Annotated in this window: 17 protein-coding genes; 2 read left to right on the forward strand and 15 right to left on the reverse strand. The window is 72.4% G+C overall.

Translation table 11 applies throughout. The features are described from left to right. Positions 1-4: 4 nt before the first annotated feature. Both AB0C35_RS24220 and AB0C35_RS24225 read right to left on the reverse strand, forming a co-directional pair. Complete coding sequence (locus tag AB0C35_RS24220; RefSeq protein ID WP_358459661.1) at positions 5-544, reverse strand: aromatic-ring-hydroxylating dioxygenase subunit beta; 540 nt, start codon at positions 542-544, stop codon at positions 5-7. After that, entirely contained in the window at positions 541-1,899 is a 1,359-nt protein-coding gene (locus AB0C35_RS24225; protein ID WP_358459664.1) for an aromatic ring-hydroxylating dioxygenase subunit alpha, read from the reverse strand. Before AB0C35_RS24225 ends, AB0C35_RS24220 begins: the two co-directional genes overlap by 4 nt. A 372-nt stretch (positions 1,900-2,271) precedes the next feature. Here AB0C35_RS24225 and AB0C35_RS24230 point away from each other — a divergent pair, with 372 nt between their 5' ends. Then, positions 2,272-3,057: an IclR family transcriptional regulator gene (locus AB0C35_RS24230; RefSeq protein WP_358459667.1), complete on the forward strand. Its 786-nt coding sequence runs from the start codon at positions 2,272-2,274 to the stop codon at positions 3,055-3,057. Between the two features lie 106 nt (positions 3,058-3,163). Here AB0C35_RS24230 and AB0C35_RS24235 read toward each other — a convergent pair whose 3' ends face one another. The 13 genes from AB0C35_RS24235 to AB0C35_RS24295 form a co-directional block, all read right to left on the reverse strand. Continuing rightward, the gene (locus AB0C35_RS24235; protein WP_358459670.1) at positions 3,164-3,583 is read right to left on the reverse strand and encodes a cupin domain-containing protein; all 420 of its coding nucleotides are present in this window, start codon (positions 3,581-3,583) and stop codon (positions 3,164-3,166) included. Then, positions 3,580-4,320: an aldolase/citrate lyase family protein gene (locus tag AB0C35_RS24240; protein WP_358459673.1), complete on the reverse strand. Its 741-nt coding sequence runs from the start codon at positions 4,318-4,320 to the stop codon at positions 3,580-3,582. The genes AB0C35_RS24235 and AB0C35_RS24240 overlap by 4 nt, the downstream gene beginning before the upstream one ends. 74 nt (positions 4,321-4,394) lie before the next feature. Beyond that, entirely contained in the window at positions 4,395-5,549 is a 1,155-nt protein-coding gene (locus AB0C35_RS24245; protein ID WP_358459676.1) for an amidohydrolase family protein, read from the reverse strand. Positions 5,550-5,631: 82 nt separating this feature from the next. Then, complete coding sequence (locus tag AB0C35_RS24250; RefSeq protein WP_358459679.1) at positions 5,632-6,483, reverse strand: fumarylacetoacetate hydrolase family protein; 852 nt, start codon at positions 6,481-6,483, stop codon at positions 5,632-5,634. A 158-nt stretch (positions 6,484-6,641) separates the two neighbouring features. Beyond that, entirely contained in the window at positions 6,642-7,112 is a 471-nt protein-coding gene (locus AB0C35_RS24255; RefSeq protein WP_358459682.1) for a nuclear transport factor 2 family protein, read from the reverse strand. Next, positions 7,097-7,546, reverse strand: coding sequence for a VOC family protein (locus AB0C35_RS24260; protein WP_358459685.1), 450 nt, complete (start codon positions 7,544-7,546; stop codon positions 7,097-7,099). The genes AB0C35_RS24255 and AB0C35_RS24260 overlap by 16 nt, the downstream gene beginning before the upstream one ends. Before the next feature lie 58 nt (positions 7,547-7,604). Beyond that, the gene (locus tag AB0C35_RS24265) at positions 7,605-8,519 is read right to left on the reverse strand and encodes an ABC transporter permease (RefSeq protein ID WP_358459688.1); all 915 of its coding nucleotides are present in this window, start codon (positions 8,517-8,519) and stop codon (positions 7,605-7,607) included. Then, complete coding sequence (locus tag AB0C35_RS24270; protein WP_358459691.1) at positions 8,516-9,682, reverse strand: ABC transporter permease; 1,167 nt, start codon at positions 9,680-9,682, stop codon at positions 8,516-8,518. The genes AB0C35_RS24265 and AB0C35_RS24270 overlap by 4 nt, the downstream gene beginning before the upstream one ends. Beyond that, positions 9,679-11,250 (reverse strand): ABC transporter ATP-binding protein, encoded by a 1,572-nt coding sequence (locus AB0C35_RS24275; RefSeq protein WP_358459694.1) that lies wholly within the window; start codon positions 11,248-11,250, stop codon positions 9,679-9,681. Before AB0C35_RS24275 ends, AB0C35_RS24270 begins: the two co-directional genes overlap by 4 nt. A gap of 1 nt (position 11,251) precedes the next feature. Then, positions 11,252-12,337: a BMP family ABC transporter substrate-binding protein gene (locus AB0C35_RS24280; protein ID WP_358459697.1), complete on the reverse strand. Its 1,086-nt coding sequence runs from the start codon at positions 12,335-12,337 to the stop codon at positions 11,252-11,254. Between the two features lies 1 nt (position 12,338). Next, positions 12,339-13,784: an amidohydrolase family protein gene (locus AB0C35_RS24285; RefSeq protein ID WP_358459700.1), complete on the reverse strand. Its 1,446-nt coding sequence runs from the start codon at positions 13,782-13,784 to the stop codon at positions 12,339-12,341. Beyond that, positions 13,781-14,824: a zinc-binding dehydrogenase gene (locus tag AB0C35_RS24290; protein WP_358459703.1), complete on the reverse strand. Its 1,044-nt coding sequence runs from the start codon at positions 14,822-14,824 to the stop codon at positions 13,781-13,783. The genes AB0C35_RS24285 and AB0C35_RS24290 overlap by 4 nt, the downstream gene beginning before the upstream one ends. A 157-nt stretch (positions 14,825-14,981) precedes the next feature. Beyond that, positions 14,982-16,439: an aldehyde dehydrogenase family protein gene (locus AB0C35_RS24295; RefSeq protein WP_358459706.1), complete on the reverse strand. Its 1,458-nt coding sequence runs from the start codon at positions 16,437-16,439 to the stop codon at positions 14,982-14,984. A 77-nt stretch (positions 16,440-16,516) separates the two neighbouring features. Between AB0C35_RS24295 and AB0C35_RS24300 the strand changes: the two genes are divergently transcribed. Continuing rightward, positions 16,517-17,596 (forward strand): NAD(P)-dependent alcohol dehydrogenase, encoded by a 1,080-nt coding sequence (locus AB0C35_RS24300; protein ID WP_358459709.1) that lies wholly within the window; start codon positions 16,517-16,519, stop codon positions 17,594-17,596. The last annotated feature ends 15 nt before the right edge of the window (positions 17,597-17,611 follow it).

Genomic DNA, 17,611 nt, shown 5'->3' on the forward strand with positions numbered 1-17,611 from the left:
GTCCTCAGAGAATGAAGCTCAGTCGGCTGCCGGCGGTCAGGTGCTCGTGGCTGAGGATCGCGCGCCGCAGCCGGAAGCGGAGCTCCGCCCCGCCCGTCCGCGGCTCGCCGCCCGTGACCAGCAGGTGGTCGTAGCGGCCCACGTACGCGTCGAACTCGCCGTCGCGGGCCCGGTGGGTGATGAAGGACGCCGTCACCCGCAGCACGCCCGGCTCGTCGTGCTCGCGCAGCCGCACGTTGGAGATCATCCGGTGGGTAAGGGACGGCGGGTTCTCCGCGTGCGCCTTGCGCGACTTGAGCCGCTTGACGCGCGCGCGCAGCAGGTCCCAGTCGTCGGTGACGAACGAGCCGGACGCGTGGGCCGACTCGCCCTTCCAGTCGGTCGCGGGGACCTCGAAGCGGGCGCCGGGCTCGAACAGCGCCAGCCAGTCGTCGTACTTCCAGGCGTCCAGGATCTCGGCCTCGGCGTAGAGGAAGTCCTCCACGTCGGCGCGGGTGATCTCGCGTCCGCCGACGAGGACGGCGCTGGTGGTGGGTGCGGTCATCGCACGTTCCTTCCCTCAAGGAAGCGCTCTGGGCGGGGCCCGCCGACGTCCAGGCCGCCGTCGACGCCGAGGGCGTCCACCCAGTGCCGCCAGAAGCCGCGCATGGCGCCCTCGTCGATGGAGCGGCCCTGGACGCCCTTGACCTCGTCGACCATGCCGCGGGACATGTCGCTGTAGTCCATGCCGGCGCGGGCGTCGGCGGCGGTGGCCTCGATGCCGCGCTGCACGGCCTCGTACGCCTCGATGTCGTCGGGGGTGGCGAGGCCGCCGGGGCCGACGAAGCTGACCATGGTCTTCATCCGCAGCGCGCGAGTGTCGGCGTCCTCACCGCGCGGCGCGAGCTGCCAGGCGCGCACGTCGGTGCGGTCGGCCGCGGCCGGTTCGAGCTGGCGGATCGACAGCCCTTCGAGGTCGAAGAGCAGGAGGTTGGGCCAGACGAACAGGATGTGGCTCTCGTCGGCGACGTAGCGGGCCCGCTCGGGGCCGAGCCGGCGGTCCATCTCGGCGCGGTGCTCGGCGGTGCGGACCTTCTCGTCCTCGCCGAAGCGCGGCTCCCACAGCATGCTGATCCGGCCGCCGTGCCCGGTGAGGACGAGGAGGCTGTGGCCGTTGCCGAGGTTGTAGGCGTACTGGTCGTCGTCGGTGACGGCGAAGCCCGTCTCGCGCAGGTAGCCGACGAACGTGTTGTGCGTGGGCGAGAAGTGGTACCCGTCCATGGCGTTCTCGACGCCGAGCTTCCAGTTGCCGCGGACGCCGTACAGCTGGGTGCCCGGCAGGACCTCCATGCCGGCCTCGTGCTGCTCGGAGATCATCGTCATGTAGTCGGCGGCGTCGCCGAGGTAGTCGAGCAGCGGCGGGACGTCCGGGTCGAACGAGACGAACACGAAGCCCTCGTGGATCTCCAGCCGGGGGACGGTGCGCAGCGCCATCGAGTCGAGGAAGCCCTCGCCGGCGGCCTCGTAGGCCTCCTTGCCGGGGATGGCCGCGACCTCGCCGTTGTTACGGAACGTCCACGCGTGGTAGAAGCACTGGAACAGCTTGCTGGACCCCTCCCGCTCCCGGCACAGGATCGTGCCGCGGTGCGGACAGGAGTTGAGGAACGCCCGGACGGTACCGTCGGTGTCACGGCAGAAGATCAGCGGCCGGCCGCCCAGCGTCCGCGTCTTGAAGTCGTTGGGCGTGGCGATCTCGGTCTCGTGGCCCAGGTACAGCCATGTACGCGCCCATATCCGGTCCCGCTCCGCCTGGAAGATCTCTTCCGAGCGGTACGCGACCCGATTCACGCGGAAAGTCAGTGCGTCCCAGTCCTCGACGACCAGCCGCCCCGGAAGACCCGTGCCATCCGGTCCGGACATCGGGCTTCACCCCCTTCCACGCCGCTTCGTCAGCAGCATCGTTCACTAATTCGAGATACCATCTCGCATCGTGTACAGAGTTCCCCAGTCCGGTTCACCCTGTCAAGGGGTAGACGGATGGTTCCCGACCGGCTTGACTAGCTACGTCTCAGTTAACATGATTGCGTCTCGCAGTAAGAGATGACATTCGGTCAAGCTGTTGACACGTACCGCACCGGGCGCTTTACCCGTAAGTAGCGAATGACCACCGCCGCGGTCGCGCTCATGATGAGATGACGTGTCGTGCCGCCACGGCGCCCGCCGGGCAAGGCGGAACGCGCCCGCCGCGCAAGGCGGAACGCGGCCGGTGACCGAGGCAGAAGCGAGGAACGGATGGCGACGAGCACCGCACGAGAGACCACGGCCGAGAGCTCCTCATCGATCCAGACGGTGCAGCGCGCCGCGCTCATCCTGGACTCGTTCACGGTGAGCCGGCCGCACCTGAGCCTGAACGAGATCACCGCACGGCTCGGCGCCAGCAAGGCGACCGCCCACCGGTACACCAAGGCGCTGCGGGCGGCGAACCTGCTGCGGTACGACGACCGCACCGCCCTGTACTCGCTGGGCCCGCAGGTCCTCACGCTCGCCGCCGCCGCACGCGCCGCGCTGCCGATCGTGACCGCCGCGGAACCGTACATGGACCGGCTCGTCCAGACCGCCGGGCAGACCGTCGTGCTGAGCATCTGGGACGGCGAGTCGCCGACCGTCGTCCGCTCCGCCGACAACACCGACCACCTGATCCGGATCAGCGTCCGGGTCGGGTCGCGGCTCGACCTGGCGACCTCCGCGCAGGGCCGGGTGTTCTGCGCGTACCTTACGCCCGAGCAGGTCCCGGCGCTGGCCAAGCTGCTGCGCCGCGCGCCGGAGCTGCGCGGGGAGCTCGACTGGATCCGCGAGCACGGCCTGTCGGTCAACTCCCCGTCCGAGAACGGCCTGCACACCATCGCGGCGCCGGTCTTCGAGGGGGACGCCATCATCGCGACGATGGCGATCGTGGGCACCTCCGTCGACGTCCCGCGGCAGGCCGGCTCGCCGATGGCGCAGGCGCTGCTGGAGATCACGAGGGACCTGTCCCAGCGCCTGGGCAACAACGGCGCCCCCCACGCCGAGGCCGGCTGAACGCCGGGCCGCGGCGTGCACCCTCGGTGGGACGAACCGGTGAGACGGGCCTGAGCCGGTCTCACTCGGGCGGCACGCCGCAGTCGATCGCGGCTCGGAGGCGGGATCAGGGAAGGTCGTCCAGGTACGTCAGGGACTTGGCGAAGTCGGCGCGCGGCGGCACGAAGATGTCGATGTTGACGCACGGCTCTTCCAGCGGCTCGATGTAGTGCTCGGCTCCCCTGGGCACCAGCAGGAACGTCCCGGCCGTCATCTCGTGCGGGATGCCCTCGACGTAGTAGTTGCAGCGGCCCTCGGCGATGTAGACGAGCTGGTCGAAGTCCGCGTGGCTGTGCGGGTTGAGGTCCATGCCGACGTCCAGGGTGTGGTGCGCGACCATCACCTCGTCGGTGGAGTAGACGCGGCGCCGCACCCCCTTGCGCAGCTCCGCCTCCGGCATGTCGGCCCAGCCGATCACCCGGTTGTAGAGCTTGGCGTTGCGGCTGTTCTCCGTGCCGCTCTTCTCCGTGCCGCTGTTCTCGGTCATCCGTTGTCTCCTTCGCCGGCCGCCGCTTCCAGTCCGGCGGCCAGAATCTGCAGGTCCGAGCCCGTCACCAGGTAGCGCGCGGCGGCGAGCCCCTGGCCTTGCGCGGCGGCCCGGGACGGGGCCCAGCCGCCGAACGCCGCCCCGTGCCGTTCCGCGGCCCTCTCGATCTCGGTGACGGCCGCGCGCAGCTCGTCACCGCCGGGGTCGGCGCCCAGGCTGACGGCCAGGTCGGTGCCGCCGACGAAGACGACGTCGAGGGCTCCGATCACCGCGTCCCAGGAGTCGCCGTCTCTCCACCAGGGGGTCTCGACCTGCCCGACGAGCAGCGGCGGGTCGTCGCGCTCGGCGGCCAGGAACGCCTTGAGGCCGCCGGACGAGCCCCCCGGTGAACGCAGCCCAAACCCGGCGGCCCGGTTGGCCAGGCTGACCGACCGCGCGCCTTCGGGCGCGAACCGCGTGGCCCGGACGAGCGCGCGGGTCTGCGCGGCCTGCCCGAGCATGGACAGCTGGAGCCCGGCCGCGCCGTTCTCCAGCAGGCGGCAGATGAGCGGCGCGTCCACCTCGGGGATCCGGACGAGCGCCGGGATCCCGCAGCGTTCGGCGTGCCGGACGAGCCCGATCGCGTCGGCCTCCGTCAGCGTGGAGTGCTCCAGGTCGACGACCACGAAGTCGAAGCCGGTGAGGCCGCACAGCTCGACCACGTCCGGCACGGGCAGCTTGACGAAGGTCCCGGTCACCCGGGTCCCCTCCGCCAGCGCCGCCCGCAGCCGGGCCCGTGGTGAGGAACCCCGTGGTGAGGAACCCGGCGAGGTCACAGGCCGCGCCACGGCACGGTCTCGACCTCCGCCCCGCCGTGCAGGACGAGCGTCGGCTCCAGGCGGGGTGCGGTGATCGAGTTGCCCGCCGCGTCGGGGAGGACGACCGGCTCGGTCTCCTCGACCACGGTCACGTGGGCGGGGCCGCCGGGCTCCAGGCGCCCGTAGCCCTCCGCGTCCAGCCCGAGCAGTTGCGCCGGGCGCACGGTGGCGCGGGCGACCGCCTCGGTGAGCGGCATGCCCAGCGCGACGAGCTTGGAGATGCTGGTCAGCAGGTCGAACACCGGGCCGCGCCAGTTGCGGGCGCTGGTGTCGGAGCTGAGGACGTCGGGGTAGAAGCCCCGCGCGATCGCGCGGCGGGCGACCTCGAAGCTGAGGTTGCTCTTGCCGTGCGCCGAGTCGAACAGGACGCCGCGCTCCCGGGCCGCCGCCACCGCGGGCAGCACCTCGTCGCCGTCCAGGATGCCGTGCTCCTTGCCGGTGTAGCAGTGCGCCACGAGGTCGCCGGGACGCAGGTGGTCCAGGACGATCGGCAGCGGCTCGGAGGTCTCGCCGATGTGGACCATGAGCGGCAGGCCCGCCTGCTCGGCGACCTGGAGCGACTTCTTCAGCAGCATCTGCCAGTTGTCGCCGACCACGTCCTCCGACAGGCGGATCTTGAAGCCGCGGACCACGTCGGGGTTGGCGGCGGCGGTCTCCAGCGCGTCGTCCGGGACGAGCGTGTCGGGGTTCATCAGCTCGCCGAAGCGGAAGTCGATGAGGCCGAGGACGGACACGTTCAGGAAGTTCACGATCCGCATCGGGGTCGGCTCGACGACCAGCTTGCGGAAGGCGGCGAACGTGGAGGCGCCGGCCGTCCCGGCGTCGGCGGCGGCGACGACGCCGCGGCGCAGGTGCGCGTCGTCGGCGGGGGCGCCGACCTTGGAGACGTGCTGGAAGATGTGGGTGTGGCCCTCGACGAGGCCGGGGAGCACCCACTTGCCGGTGCAGTCGATGACCTGCGCCGCGCCGGCGGCCAGTCCGGTGCCGACGGCGGCGATCGCGGTCCCGTTGATCGCGACGTCGAGGACGGCGTCGGTGCCGGAGGCGGGATCGATGACCGTTCCGCCTCTGAGCACACGATCGTAGACGGGCTTCTTTTCTTCGGTCATCGAGGTGCTCCCGGTTCTGTGAGGGTGGTGCAAGGGGAAAGGGGGGCCGGGTCCCGCGCGTGAGGCGGTGCGGGGCGCGGGTTCACGCCCGGACCCGGATGGTCAGCGGCAGGACGCCGTCGATCTCGACCCGGACGGTGTCGCCGGGCCGCAGGAAGTCGCCGCGGTCCTGGCCGGTTCCGGCGGGCGTGCCGGTCAGCACCACATCGCCGGGGCGGAGCACGGCGTACCGGGAGATCCGGGCCAGCAGCTCCGGAATCGGGAAGATCATGTCGGCGCTGGTGGAGTCCTGGCGCGACTCGCCGCAGACCCAGGAGCGGACGCCGATCGCGTCCGGTCCGGCGGTCTCGTCGCGGCCGAGCAGGGAGGCTCCGAGCGGGGTGAAGCCGGGGAAGCTCTTGGCCAGGACGGGCCACCCGGTGCGTTTCATGACGTCGCGGCAGGTCATGTCGTTGGCCGCGGTGACGGCCGCGACGGCGTGCCAGGCGTCGGCCTCGGCGGCGTGGTCGAGGGTGCGGCCGATCACGACGGCGATCTCGGCCTCGTAGTCCATCTCGGCGGTCTGCCCGGCCGGCAGCCGGACCGCGGCGCCGGGGCCGCACACCGACGACGGCGCGGCCAGGTAGAGCACCGGCTCGTCGGGGACGGGACGTCCGGTCAGCGCGGCCTTGGAGTGGTAGTTCATGCCGATGCCCCACACGGCGCGGGGCCGGGCGATGGGGGCGAGCAGCTCGCCCCCGGCACCGCCCTCGGCACCGTCCCCGGCGTCTTCTCCGGCGCCGTCGCCGTCCAGCGGGAACCACCGGACGACCTTCGCCGTGGCCAGGGCGTCCAGCGAGCCCGTCGCCTCGATCAGGGCCGCCGCGTCGGGATACGGCGTGTCGAGGACGGCGACGCCGCCGTCCTCGATCCGGCCTAGACCCCCGGAAGTCATCACAACATGCACGACATCATCTTTCGATGCGAGATGGAATCCTGTCAACCAATGAGAGACGCTATCTCATAATGCGATATACCTACGTGCGGGCAGCGTGCGATCACCGCCCGGCCCCCACGGGAGGGCGCGGCCGGGCGGCGCGGCGGGAGCGCGGATCAGCCGCCCTGCGACGGGACGGCGGCGGCGAGCTGCCGCGTCACCTCGGAGCCGTCCCAGTAGTCGACCCGGCGGGCCACCAGGCCGTTCGCGTCCACCCACAACCGGAACACGCCGCGGACCCGCACCGGCGCGTTCCCGGCCGACACGAGCCGGAACGACATCGTGTAGGCCAGCACGGCCCGCACGTCCCGGACGACCAGGTCCTCCATCTCGTACTTCAGGTCGGCGAAGTCGGCCAGGAAGCCGTCCAGCCGTTCCCGGTACGCGGCGCGGCCGGTGACGCCGCGCCCCATCGGGGAGGTGTGCTCGCCGACGAAGCCCTCGGCCACGCATCCGGCGACCGCCTCGGCGTCATGGCGGTTGAGTGCGCCGAGGTACCGCAGCACCGCCGCGCGGGTCCGTTCCTCGACCCGCGCCGCGGCGCCCGGTTCCGCCGGCCTTGGGACGCCGCTCAGGACCGCCCCCACTTGGCCCGGACGGTGTCGAACACCTTCTGGTTGTGGGAGATCTCGATGACGTTGCCGTCGGGGTCCTTGAGCGCGCAGATGTAGCCGACCGGGTCCGGCATGTCGCGCGGCTCCCAGTGCAGGCTCCCCAGCTCGCGGGCCCGCTCGGCCAGCGCGTCCACGTCGGCGCGTTCGGGCACCTCGATGCCGATGTGGGCGAACGGGTGCAGCAGCCCCAGCTGCCCGCCCTTGTCCTTGTTGAACGACACCAGCACCAGCACGAAGGGCGTCTCTACCTGGCCGTCGTTGGACAGCCAGGCGCTCTCGCCGTCGGCGTCCTTGAACCGCTCCACCACCACCAGCGGGGTGAGCGAGGTATAGAAGTCGATCGACTTGTCCAGGTCGCCGCTGGGCAGCGCGACGTGCGTCCAGCGCGCGGTGGTCAGTCCGGTCACGTTGTCCTCCTCGGAATCGTCCGGGCTCCGAACGCCCGGGCCTGATTGCACTTACAGATCACGCCGTACCCCGCTCGAACGCCTTGCCCAGGGCCCGCGGCTCGCGGTCCTTCGCGGCGAACAGCAGCATCGCCAGCAGGGCCAGCAGGTACGGGGCGACGATGAGCAGCTGCGAGTTCAGCTGGAAGCCCAGCGCGGGCAGCGCCAGCCGCATCGCGTCGGCGAGCCCGAACAGCGCGCAGCCGAGCAGTGTCCGGCCCAGCCGCCACGCCCCGAAGATCACCGCGGCGATCACGATGAACCCGCGGCCCGCGGTCATGTTCTGGCTGAACGAGCCGACCTCGCCCACCGCCAGGTAGGCGCCGCCGAGCCCGGCCAGCAGCCCGCACCACAGCAGCGCCTGCCGGCGCCGCGCGTTGACGTCGATGCCGGTCACGTCCGCGGCCTGCGGATCCTCGCCGACCGCCCGCAGCTCCAGGCCCCACCGGCTGCGCTCGACCAGCCACCATGTCAGCGGGACCACGGCGATCAGCAGGTAGACGGGCCACCGCTCGACGAACAGCACCTGCCCGACGATCGGGATGTCGCGCAGCACCGGCACGCTGACCTGCCACACCTGGTGGCCGGTGAACGTCCCGGTGACGATCAGGTAGCTGGTCAGCCCCAGCACCAGCGTGTTCAGGACGAGCCCGACCACGAACGTGTTGACGGCCGCCCGGTGCGACAGGTTGCCGTGCACGAACCCGATGAGCAGCCCGACCAGCATGCCGACCACGAGCCCGGTCGAGGCGCTGCCGGTCACCGAGGCGCCGGCGATCGCGCCGAACGCCCCGCCCAGCATCATGGCCTCGACCGAGATGTTGACCGTCCCGGCCCGTTCCGCGAGGTACTCCCCGCAGGCGGCGAATGCGAGCGGCACCGTCAGCCGGGCCCCGCTGGCGAGAATCGTGGAGATGTTGTCCGCGGCGCTCATGACGCGACCGCCTCCTTGGCCTTGGGTGCCGCCGTGTCCGCGTCGGCGCCGCCGCGGCGGCTCTCCCGCCGGCGACGCAGCGCCTCGGTCAGGACCGGCGGGACGACGAACGCGAGCACCAGCAGCGACTTGACCACGTCCACCAGGAAGTGCGGGACGCCGGTCGACGCCAGGAACCCGCCCCCCGAACGCAGCACTCCGAACAGCAGCGCGACCGGGATCGCCACCAGCGGCCGGTTGCGGGCGACCAGCGCCACCAGCAGACCGTCCCAGCCGATGTTGTTGGAGATGCCGCCCTGGAGCCGGTTGGTGCCGACCGGGCTGGTCAGCAGCACCGCCCCGGCCACGCCCGCGAACGCGCCCGACAGCGCCAGCGCCGTCCCGCTCATCGCCGCGACCCGCACCCCCGCGTGCCGGGCGGCACGCGGGTTGAGGCCGAGCATCGTCAGCCGGAAACCCCACCGGCTGCGCACGATCAGCACCGCGATCACCACGGCCGCGACCAGCGCCAGCACCAGGCCGGTGTTGATCTGCAGCCCCGGGTACTCGCCGAACGAGGTCAGCAGCCGGTCCTCCGGCAGCCGGTTGGACTGCGGCGAGACCGTCGCCTCCCCGCGCCGCGTCTCCTGGAGCAGCCACGGCGTGTTCACCGCGTACGAGACGAGCTGCTGCGCCAGGAACGTCATCAGCAGCGTGCTCACCACGATGTTGACGCCGCGCACCCGGTGCATCAGCGAACTGATCCCGGCCCACGCCCCGGCGGCGAGCGCCGCCGCGACGAGCGCGAGCACCAGCAGCACCGGCCCCGGCAGGGCCAGCCGCAGCCCGACCGCGGCGCCGGCCAGCGCGCCGATGAGCACCTGGCCCTCCTGGCCGAGGTTGAACACCCCGGCCCGGACGCACACGCACGTCCCGACCGCCACCAGCAGCAGCGGCGCCGTGTACAGGAGCGTGGAGCTGATCGCCGCCGGACTCGACAGGCTCCCGTCGTACAGTGCCTTCACGGCCCCGATCGGGGAACCGCCGGTCGTCGCCACCAGCACCGACGACACCGCCAGCGCGACGGCGACCGCGACCATCGTCGCCATGGTGACCTGCGCCGCGCCGGGCCCCGGGTTCAGCGACGCCGCCAGCCGCCGCCCGGTGCGATCAGCGTCCGTCATGCCGCTACACCTCCGACGAGCATGCCGAGGCGTTCGGCGGTGGCCTCGGCGGTGGGCAGCAGGCCCGTGACGCGGCCCCGGGAGATCACGGCGATCCGGGACGCCAGCGCCATGACCTCCTCCAGCTCGGTGGTGATCAGCAGGACCGCCACCCCGCCGGACGCGGCCTTGCGCAGCCGCAGGTACATGTCCTCGATGGCGCCGACGTCGAGGCCGTGGGTGGGCTGGGCCGCGACCAGGACCGCCGGGTTCGCCGACATCTCCCGGGCGAGGACCACCCGCTGCTGGTTGCCGCCCGACAGGCTGCGGACGGTGGCGTCCAGCGACGAGGTGATGATGTTGAACTCCGCCGCCAGCCGCCGCGCGACCTCGTAGGTCTTGCGCCGGTCGATCAGCATCCGGCCGCTGACGGAGTCGAGCGACTTCATCACCAGGTTGTCGGCGACGCTCATGTCGAGGACGACGCCGGAGGCGTGCCGGTCCTCCGGGACGATGCCGAGGCCCGCCTTGTGCAGCGCGCCCGGCTTGGCCGGGTCGATCCGCACGCCGTTGACCTCGACCGTCCCGGCGGACGGCTCGATCAGGCCGGACAGCAGGTCGCCCAGCGTCGCCTGGCCGTTGCCCTCCACCCCGTACAGGCCGACGATCTCGCCGGGCGCCACGTCCAGGCTGAAGTCGTCGAGCAGCGTGACGCCCTCCGAGCGGACGGTGACGCCCGACAGCCGCAGCGCCGGTTCGGCGTCCGGCTCCTGAGCGTCCTCCTCCGCCTGCGGCTTGCCGCGGCGCTCGACCGGGAGCATGCCCAGCGCGGCCGCTTCGGCGCGCAGCGACACGTCCCGGCCGACCATCTGCCGCGCCAGTTCCTGCGCGCTCGTCTCCGCGGTCGCGCTGTGGAACGCGACGCGGCCCCTGCGCAGCACGGTCACCCTGTCGGTGGCCGTGGTGATCTCGGCCAGCTTGTGGCTGATCAGGACCACCGCGCGGTCCTCGCCGGCGACGACCTCGCGCAGCACGCCGAACAGCTCCGCCGACTCGGCCTGGGTGAGCACCGAGGTCGGCTCGTCCAGGACGAGGACGGACGGGTCGCGGCGCAGGCACTTGATCAGCTCGACCCGCTGCCGCTCCCCGGCCGACAGCCGCGACACGGGCGCGAGCGGGTCGATCGGCAGCCCATAACGGCTGCCGACCTCCTCGACCTGCTCGCACGCCCGCGCCCGGTCGACCCTGCCGGTGTCGCCGAGGGTGACGTTCTCCCACACCGTCAGCGGCTCGATGAGGCTGAAGTGCTGGTGCACCATGCCGATGCCGAGCGCGATCGCCTCCTGCGGCCCCGCGACCTCGACCGGGCGGCCGTCGTGGTGGATCGTTCCCGTGTCGCGCCGGACGAGCCCGAGCAGGATCTTCATCAGCGTGGACTTGCCCGCGCCGTTCTCACCGAGCAGGCCGTGGATCTCCCCGCGGTGAACGGTCAGGTCCACCGCGTCGCAGGCCACGACCTGCCCGTAGGTCTTGCAGATCCCGCGCAGCGCCAGCGCGGGCGCCCGGGCTCCGCCGTCACGATCGGTCATGTCACTTACCGAGCCTCTCCACTTCCGCGGAGGCGTCGATCTTCCCGCTCGCGATGTCCTTCATGAACGTGTCGATCTTCTGCTGCGCCCCGGGGTCGTCCTTGCACAGCTTGACCGTGGGGTACGGGTCCTTGCCGATCGTCCAGACCTTCTCGATGCCCATCTCGAGCTTGCCGCCCTCGAACAGCTTGAGCGCCTCGGTGAAGTAGTCGCCGGGGCTGTACAGCACGGAGATGTCGAACTTCGGGTCGGTGGACGCGCACCGGTCGGTGCCGGGGGTCAGCGTGATGAGGTTCTTGGAGTTGGCGAGCCTCGTGGCGGCGTCGGTGGAGCCGCCGAGGTACGGGTAGACCACGCCGACGCCCTGGTCGATCTGGGCCTGCACCGCCTCCTTGGCCTTGGCGGCGTCGTCCTGGTCACCGGCGTAGGTGGTGGTGACGGTCGCGTCCGGGATCATCAGGCGGATGCCCGCCTTGAACGCCTTGGAGGCGTTGATGTTGAAGTCGACCTCCATGCCGCCGACGAAGGCGGCCTTCTTGAGTCCCTTCGCCTTCATCAGCACGCCGGCCGCGTACCCGGCCGTCAGGACGCTCTGGTCGGCGGCGTCGGTGGACACGAAGATCCGGGGGGTCTGCTGGACGTTGCCGGAGCTCGGGACGTACCAGGCGGTCTTCGCGCACACCGCCTCCTCCGAGGCGGGGATGGCGTCCTTGAGCTCGGAGGCGCCGAGCGCGACCATGTCGACCTTCTGCTGGCACAGCGCGCGGGCGGCGCTCAGCGCCTCGCTCTCCGGGACGCTGCCGCGCTTGATGAGCTGCCAGCCCTTCTCCTTGGCGAACGCCTCGGCGCTGGTCACGAAGCTCTCGTAGTAGCCGTTGTCGTTGATGTCGCCGGGGCTGAGCACCCCGATGACGACCTTGCCGTCGCCGTTGACGTCGGGCTCGCCGGGCAGCACGCCGCTGCCCGACCCGCCGGCGGAGTTGTTCTGGTTCGCCGTGGCGTCGGTGTCGGCGCAGCCGGCGAGGGCGAGCATGGTGGCGCAGGCGACGGCCGCGCCCGCGATCCGTACCGTTTTACGGTTCTTCACCTCAGGGGTCCTTTCGATCGGACGGTGAGCCGAGCAGGGAGCGGGAGCTCGTTGCGGCGGTGGCCGCGGAGACCACCGGCCAGCGGCTTGGGACATCGAGTCCCGCCGCCCGCAGCAGCGCGGTGGACCGCTCTGCCGCCTCCCGGCGCAGTTCCGCGACGTCGACGGTCGTGAGCCGGCGGTCGCGGACGACCGCCTTCCCGGCGACCAGGACGTCGCGGACGGTGTGGCCGGGTGCACCCCACACCAGGTGCGTGGCCAGGTCGCCGACCGGCGTCCAGGCCAGGTCTTGCGTGTCGAGGACGACGAGGTCGGCGGCCTTGCCGACTTCGATCGACCCGACGAGGTCGCCGAGGCCGACCGCCTCGGCACCGGCACAGGTGGCCAGCGCGAACGCCTCGTCCGCGCGCAGCGGCCACCCTCCCCGGTCGTTCTCCAGGCCGGCCAGGAGCCCGGCCGTGCGCAGCACGTCGGGCGCGTCGCCGGCGTTGTGGGCGTCGCAGCCGAGCGCGACGCGCCCGCCGCGCCGGACCAGCTCGCCGTGCCGCCCGGCCCGCGTGTACCCCTGGCCGAGGCGCAGGTAGGCGCCCGGGCAGGACGCCACCGCCGTGCGGGTCGCGAGGACCGCCTCGACCTCCTCGTCGTCGAGCCACACGGCGTGGCCGAGGAGGAGGCGCGGGCCGAGCACGCCGAGGTCGCGCAGGTGGACGAGCGGGCGGGCGCCGGTGCGGTCCAGGTACGACCCGGCGTCGCCGGGTCCGGGCGACATATGGAAGGTCATGGTGGTGCCGAGGCGTTCGGCGAGGGCGGCCGCGCCGGTGAAGAGCTCGTCGCTGACCAGGTCGTGGCCGACCAGCGTGATCCACCCGGTGACGAGGCCGCCGGCGGGCAGGCTCCGCACGATCTCCTCCTGCCGGGCCAGCGCCTCGGCGGCGGGCAGGGAATGCGGTGGGGGGTTCGGCACGCCGGGGGCGTCCCAGCCCCAGCCGCCGACCCGTCCCCGGATCCCGGCCGCGGTGAGCCCCGCGGCGACGCGTTCCGGGTGCGCCACGGTGCCCGCCTCAAGGACGGTGGTGACGCCGCGCATCAGCGACTCGGCGGCGGTGAGGGCCGCCGACACCTCGTCGTCGTCGCCGGAGACCAGTCCGTGCAGCGGCACCGCCCACCCGAAGATCGCCTCCTGGGAGTCGATGTCGTCGGGGATCACGCTGCGGATCAGCGGGTCCACGGTGCAGTGCTGGTGGGCGTTGACCATGCCGGGGACGACGACGCAGCCGCTCGCGTCCAGCTCGGCGGCTCCGGGGTGGTCCGCGCGGAGCGTCCGGTACGGGCCGATCGCGGCGACGCGGCCGTCTGCGACGGCGATGGTGGCGTCGGTGACGACCTCGCGTCCGGGCGCCATCGTCACCACGGTCGCGCCGGTGACCAGGAGAGGGTCATGGGTCATGGCCGGACCAGGACCTTGCCGATGGCCTCGCGCGACTCGGCGGCGGCGAACGCGGCGGGCACCTCGTCGAGCCCGTACTCGGCCATCCGGACGGTCCGCAGGCCGCCGCCGTAGTAGGCGCTCAGCATCGCGGCGAAGTCGGCCTCGGTGTAGGCGCCGGAGCCCAGCAGCCGCAGCCCGCGGTGGTAGACGCCGGCGAGTGAGATCGTGACCTCGTCGCCGGTGGTGTTGCCGAAGGTGACCAGCCGCCCGCCCGTGCGCAGGCTGTCCAGCGAGGTCTTCCAGGTCGACGCGCCGACGTGGTCGAGCGCGATGTCGGCGCCCTCGCCGCCGGTGAAGCCTCGCACGGCCGCGACGACGTCGGCCTCGTTGCGCAGCAGCAGGTCGGCGCCCAGGTCCGCGGCGAGCGCGAGCTTGGCGTCGCTGCCCGCGACCGCGACGACCCGGGCCCCGGCGCGCTTGGCGAGCTGGACGGCGGCGATGCTGACCCCGCTGGCGGCGGCCTGCACCAGCACGGTCTCGCCTTCGGTCACCGCGCCGACCGTGAGGGCGGCGTGCCAGGCGGTGCTCCACGTGGACGGCAGCGCGGCGGCCTCGGCCAGCCCGACGTGGTCCGGGACGCGGTGGACGAGCCGCGCGGGCACGGCGACGTACTCGGCGAAGCCGCCGGCGACGTTCCCGCCGATGACGCGGACGGCGGCGCAGTGGCCGGGGTCTCCGGCTCCGCAGCGCCCGCACGTTCCGCAGCCGAGCGTCGGGTCGATCACGACGCGGTCGCCGGGGGCGAACACGCCCGCCTCGTCCCCGCCCGCCTCGTCCCCGGCCGCTTCGACGTGCCCGGCCACGTCCATGCCGGCGATGTGCGGGAGGCGGAAGCCGGGCAGCACGGCGGGGCCGCGGCGCTGGAGGACGTCGAGCCGGTTCAGCGCGCAGGCCCGTACCCGGACCAGCACGTCACGAGGACCGGGGACCGGGTCGGCGATGTGCCGCAGCGACACCACCTCCGGGCCGCCGAACCCCGTCTGGACCAGCGCTTTCACCACAACCTCCGGTCAAGGACACCTGTCGAACTCATCTCGCATTGTGAACCATCGGTTCGTAATGTGAGGTAACTCTGAACCCCGTCTCCGGGATGTGTCAACACCTGCGCGCAAAGTCGCCGACACCCCCTCCTGGCTGCGCGGCGGGCCCGGCCGCTCAGCGGTCGAGCAGGCGCACCGCCACCGCCTTCTCCTGCGTGTACTCGCGCAGCGCCGCGTATCCGCCGCCCGCGCTGAACCCGCTGTCCTTCTGCATGTTGAACGGGAACCCGATGACCCCCGCGTCATGGAACTGGTTCACGGCGACCTGCCCGGACCGCACGTCCTTGGCCACGCGCAGCGCCCGCGACACGTCGTCGGTCCAGATGCAGGCCAGGAGCCCGAAGTCAGTGTCGTTCATCATTTCGACTGCTCGGCCGGTGCCGGAGAAGCCCTGCACGGTCAGGACGGGCCCGAAGACCTCTTCGCGCACGACCCGCATGCCGGAGTCCACCCCGTCCAGGACGGTCGGCGCCACGAACCAGCCGTCGCCCGGCACCTCGGCCTTCGCGCCGCCGGTCACCACGCGGGCGCCCTCCCCGGGCGCACCCTCCAGGAAGCCGAGCACCCGCTCGTACTGCTCCCGGCTGACCAGCGGCCCCATGTCGAGGTCCTGGTCCCAGGTGCCCAGCCGCACGGCCCGCATGCCCGCCACGACGCGTTCGGTCACCTCGGCGCGGATCGACTCCTCGACCAGGAGCCGGGAGCCCGCATAGCAGTTCTGGCCGGCGTTCTCGGTGATGGAGCCGACGATCGCCGGGATCGCCACGTCGAGATCGGCGTCCGCGAACACCACGTTGGGCGACTTGCCGCCCAGCTCCAGCTTGACCGGCACCAGGTTCTCGGCCGCGGCGCGCATCACCGCGCGGCCGGTGGCCGTGGAGCCGACGAAGCTGATGTGGTCGACGTCCGGGTGGGAGGTGAGCGCGACGCCCGCCTCCGCGCCGAGGCCGGTGACGACGTTGAACACCCCCGGCGGGAGACCGGCCTCGCGGGCCAGCTCCGCCAGCGCCAGCGGCCCGAGCGGGGCGATCTCGGACGGCTTGAGCACGACCGTGTTGCCGGCCGCGAGCGCGGGCGCGACGTTGGCGGCCGACAGCAGCATCGGCACGTTCCAGGGGAGCGTCACCGCGCACACCCCGAACGGCTCGGGGATCGTGAAGCCCAGGTAGTCGGGCGTGCGGGTGGGCAGCGTGACGCCGGTGAGCTTGTCGGCCGCACCCGCAAAGTACTCGATGATCCCGTGTGCGATGAACGCGTTCATCCGCCCGCCGGACAGCGGCTTGCCGACGTCGCGCGCCTCGTACCTGGCCAGGTCCTCGACCCGTTCCATGACCAGCGCGGCCCAGCGGCCCAGCAGGGCGCCGCGCTCGGCGGGCGAGGTCGCGGCCCAGCCGGGGAAGGCGCGCCGGGCGGCGGCGACCGCGTCGTCCACGTCGGCCTGGCCGGCGCGCGCGATTTGCTGGATAACCTTGCTGTTCGCAGGGTCCAGGACGGGGAGTTCGCCCTGGTCACGGGCGGGAACCCAGGCGCCGTCGACGAGGTGCCTGGCGGCCGGAATATCAAGTGCGGACATACCGGGAATCCTTGACCGGAATTATCCCGCATGTCAAGATGCCGTATCTCTTTATGAAATGACCTTGGGGAGGTCGCATGCGGGTCACCGCCGCCGTACTGGACCGCCCGGGCGAGCCCCTGGCCCTGCGGGACGTGGAACTCGGCCCGCCCCGTCCGGACGAGGTCCTGATCCGGCTCACCTCCGTCGGCATCTGCGCCACCGACCTGGAGTTCGCCACCTTCATGGACGCCCCGGCCGTGCTCGGGCACGAGGGCGCGGGCGTCGTCGAGCAGGTCGGCGACCACGTCACCTCGGTGGCGCCCGGCGACCACGTGGCGCTGTCGCACACCTCGTGCGGGCGGTGCCGGCCGTGCCTGACCGGGTCGCCCGGCTACTGCCTGAGCTTCGACGCGCTCAACTTCAGCGGGCGGCGCCCCGACGGATCGTCGGCGGTCTCGCTCGGCGGAACCGAGATCAACGCGCACTTCCTCGGGCAGTCGTCGTTCGCCGACCACGTGATCGCGCCCTCCCGGGCCGTGGTGCCGATCGGCAAGGACGCCGACCTGACCCTGGCCGGGCCGTTCGGCTGCGGCTTCCAGACCGGCGCCGGCGGCGTCCTCAACGTGCTGCGGCCCTCGCCCGGCTCGTCCATCGCGATCTTCGGGGCCGGCGCCGTGGGCGTCGCCTCGATCCTGGCGGCCGTGCTCAGCGGATGCACGACCGTCGCGGCCGTGGACCTCAACGCCGAACGCCTCGCCACGGCCCGCTCCCTCGGCGCCACGCACGGCGTGACCGGAGGCGAGGACGCCGCCGACGAACTGCGCTCGATCGCCCCGGACGGATTCGACTTCGTCCTCGACACCACCGGCCGCGCGGACGTCCTCCGCACCGCCGTGGAGGCCCTCGCCCCCCTCGGCCGCTGCGGCGTGATCGGCGTCGGCCCGAGCGAGGAGATGAGCTTCGACTGGCGCAGCGTCCTGAACGGGCGCACGATCACCGGGATCATCGGCGGCGGCGGGATACCGCAGGTCTTCGTGCCCGAACTGCTGCGGCTGCACGCGGCGGGCCGGTTCCCGGTGGACCGGATCGTCGGGCACTTCCCGTTCGAGCGGATCGGCGAGGCCGTCGAGGCGGCCAAGCGGGGCACGGTCGGCAAGGCCGTCCTGACCTTCTGAATCTCCCAGAGGCGC

Source organism: Spirillospora sp. NPDC048819 (assembly GCF_040650055.1).
GTDB lineage: Bacteria > Actinomycetota > Actinomycetes > Streptosporangiales > Streptosporangiaceae > Spirillospora.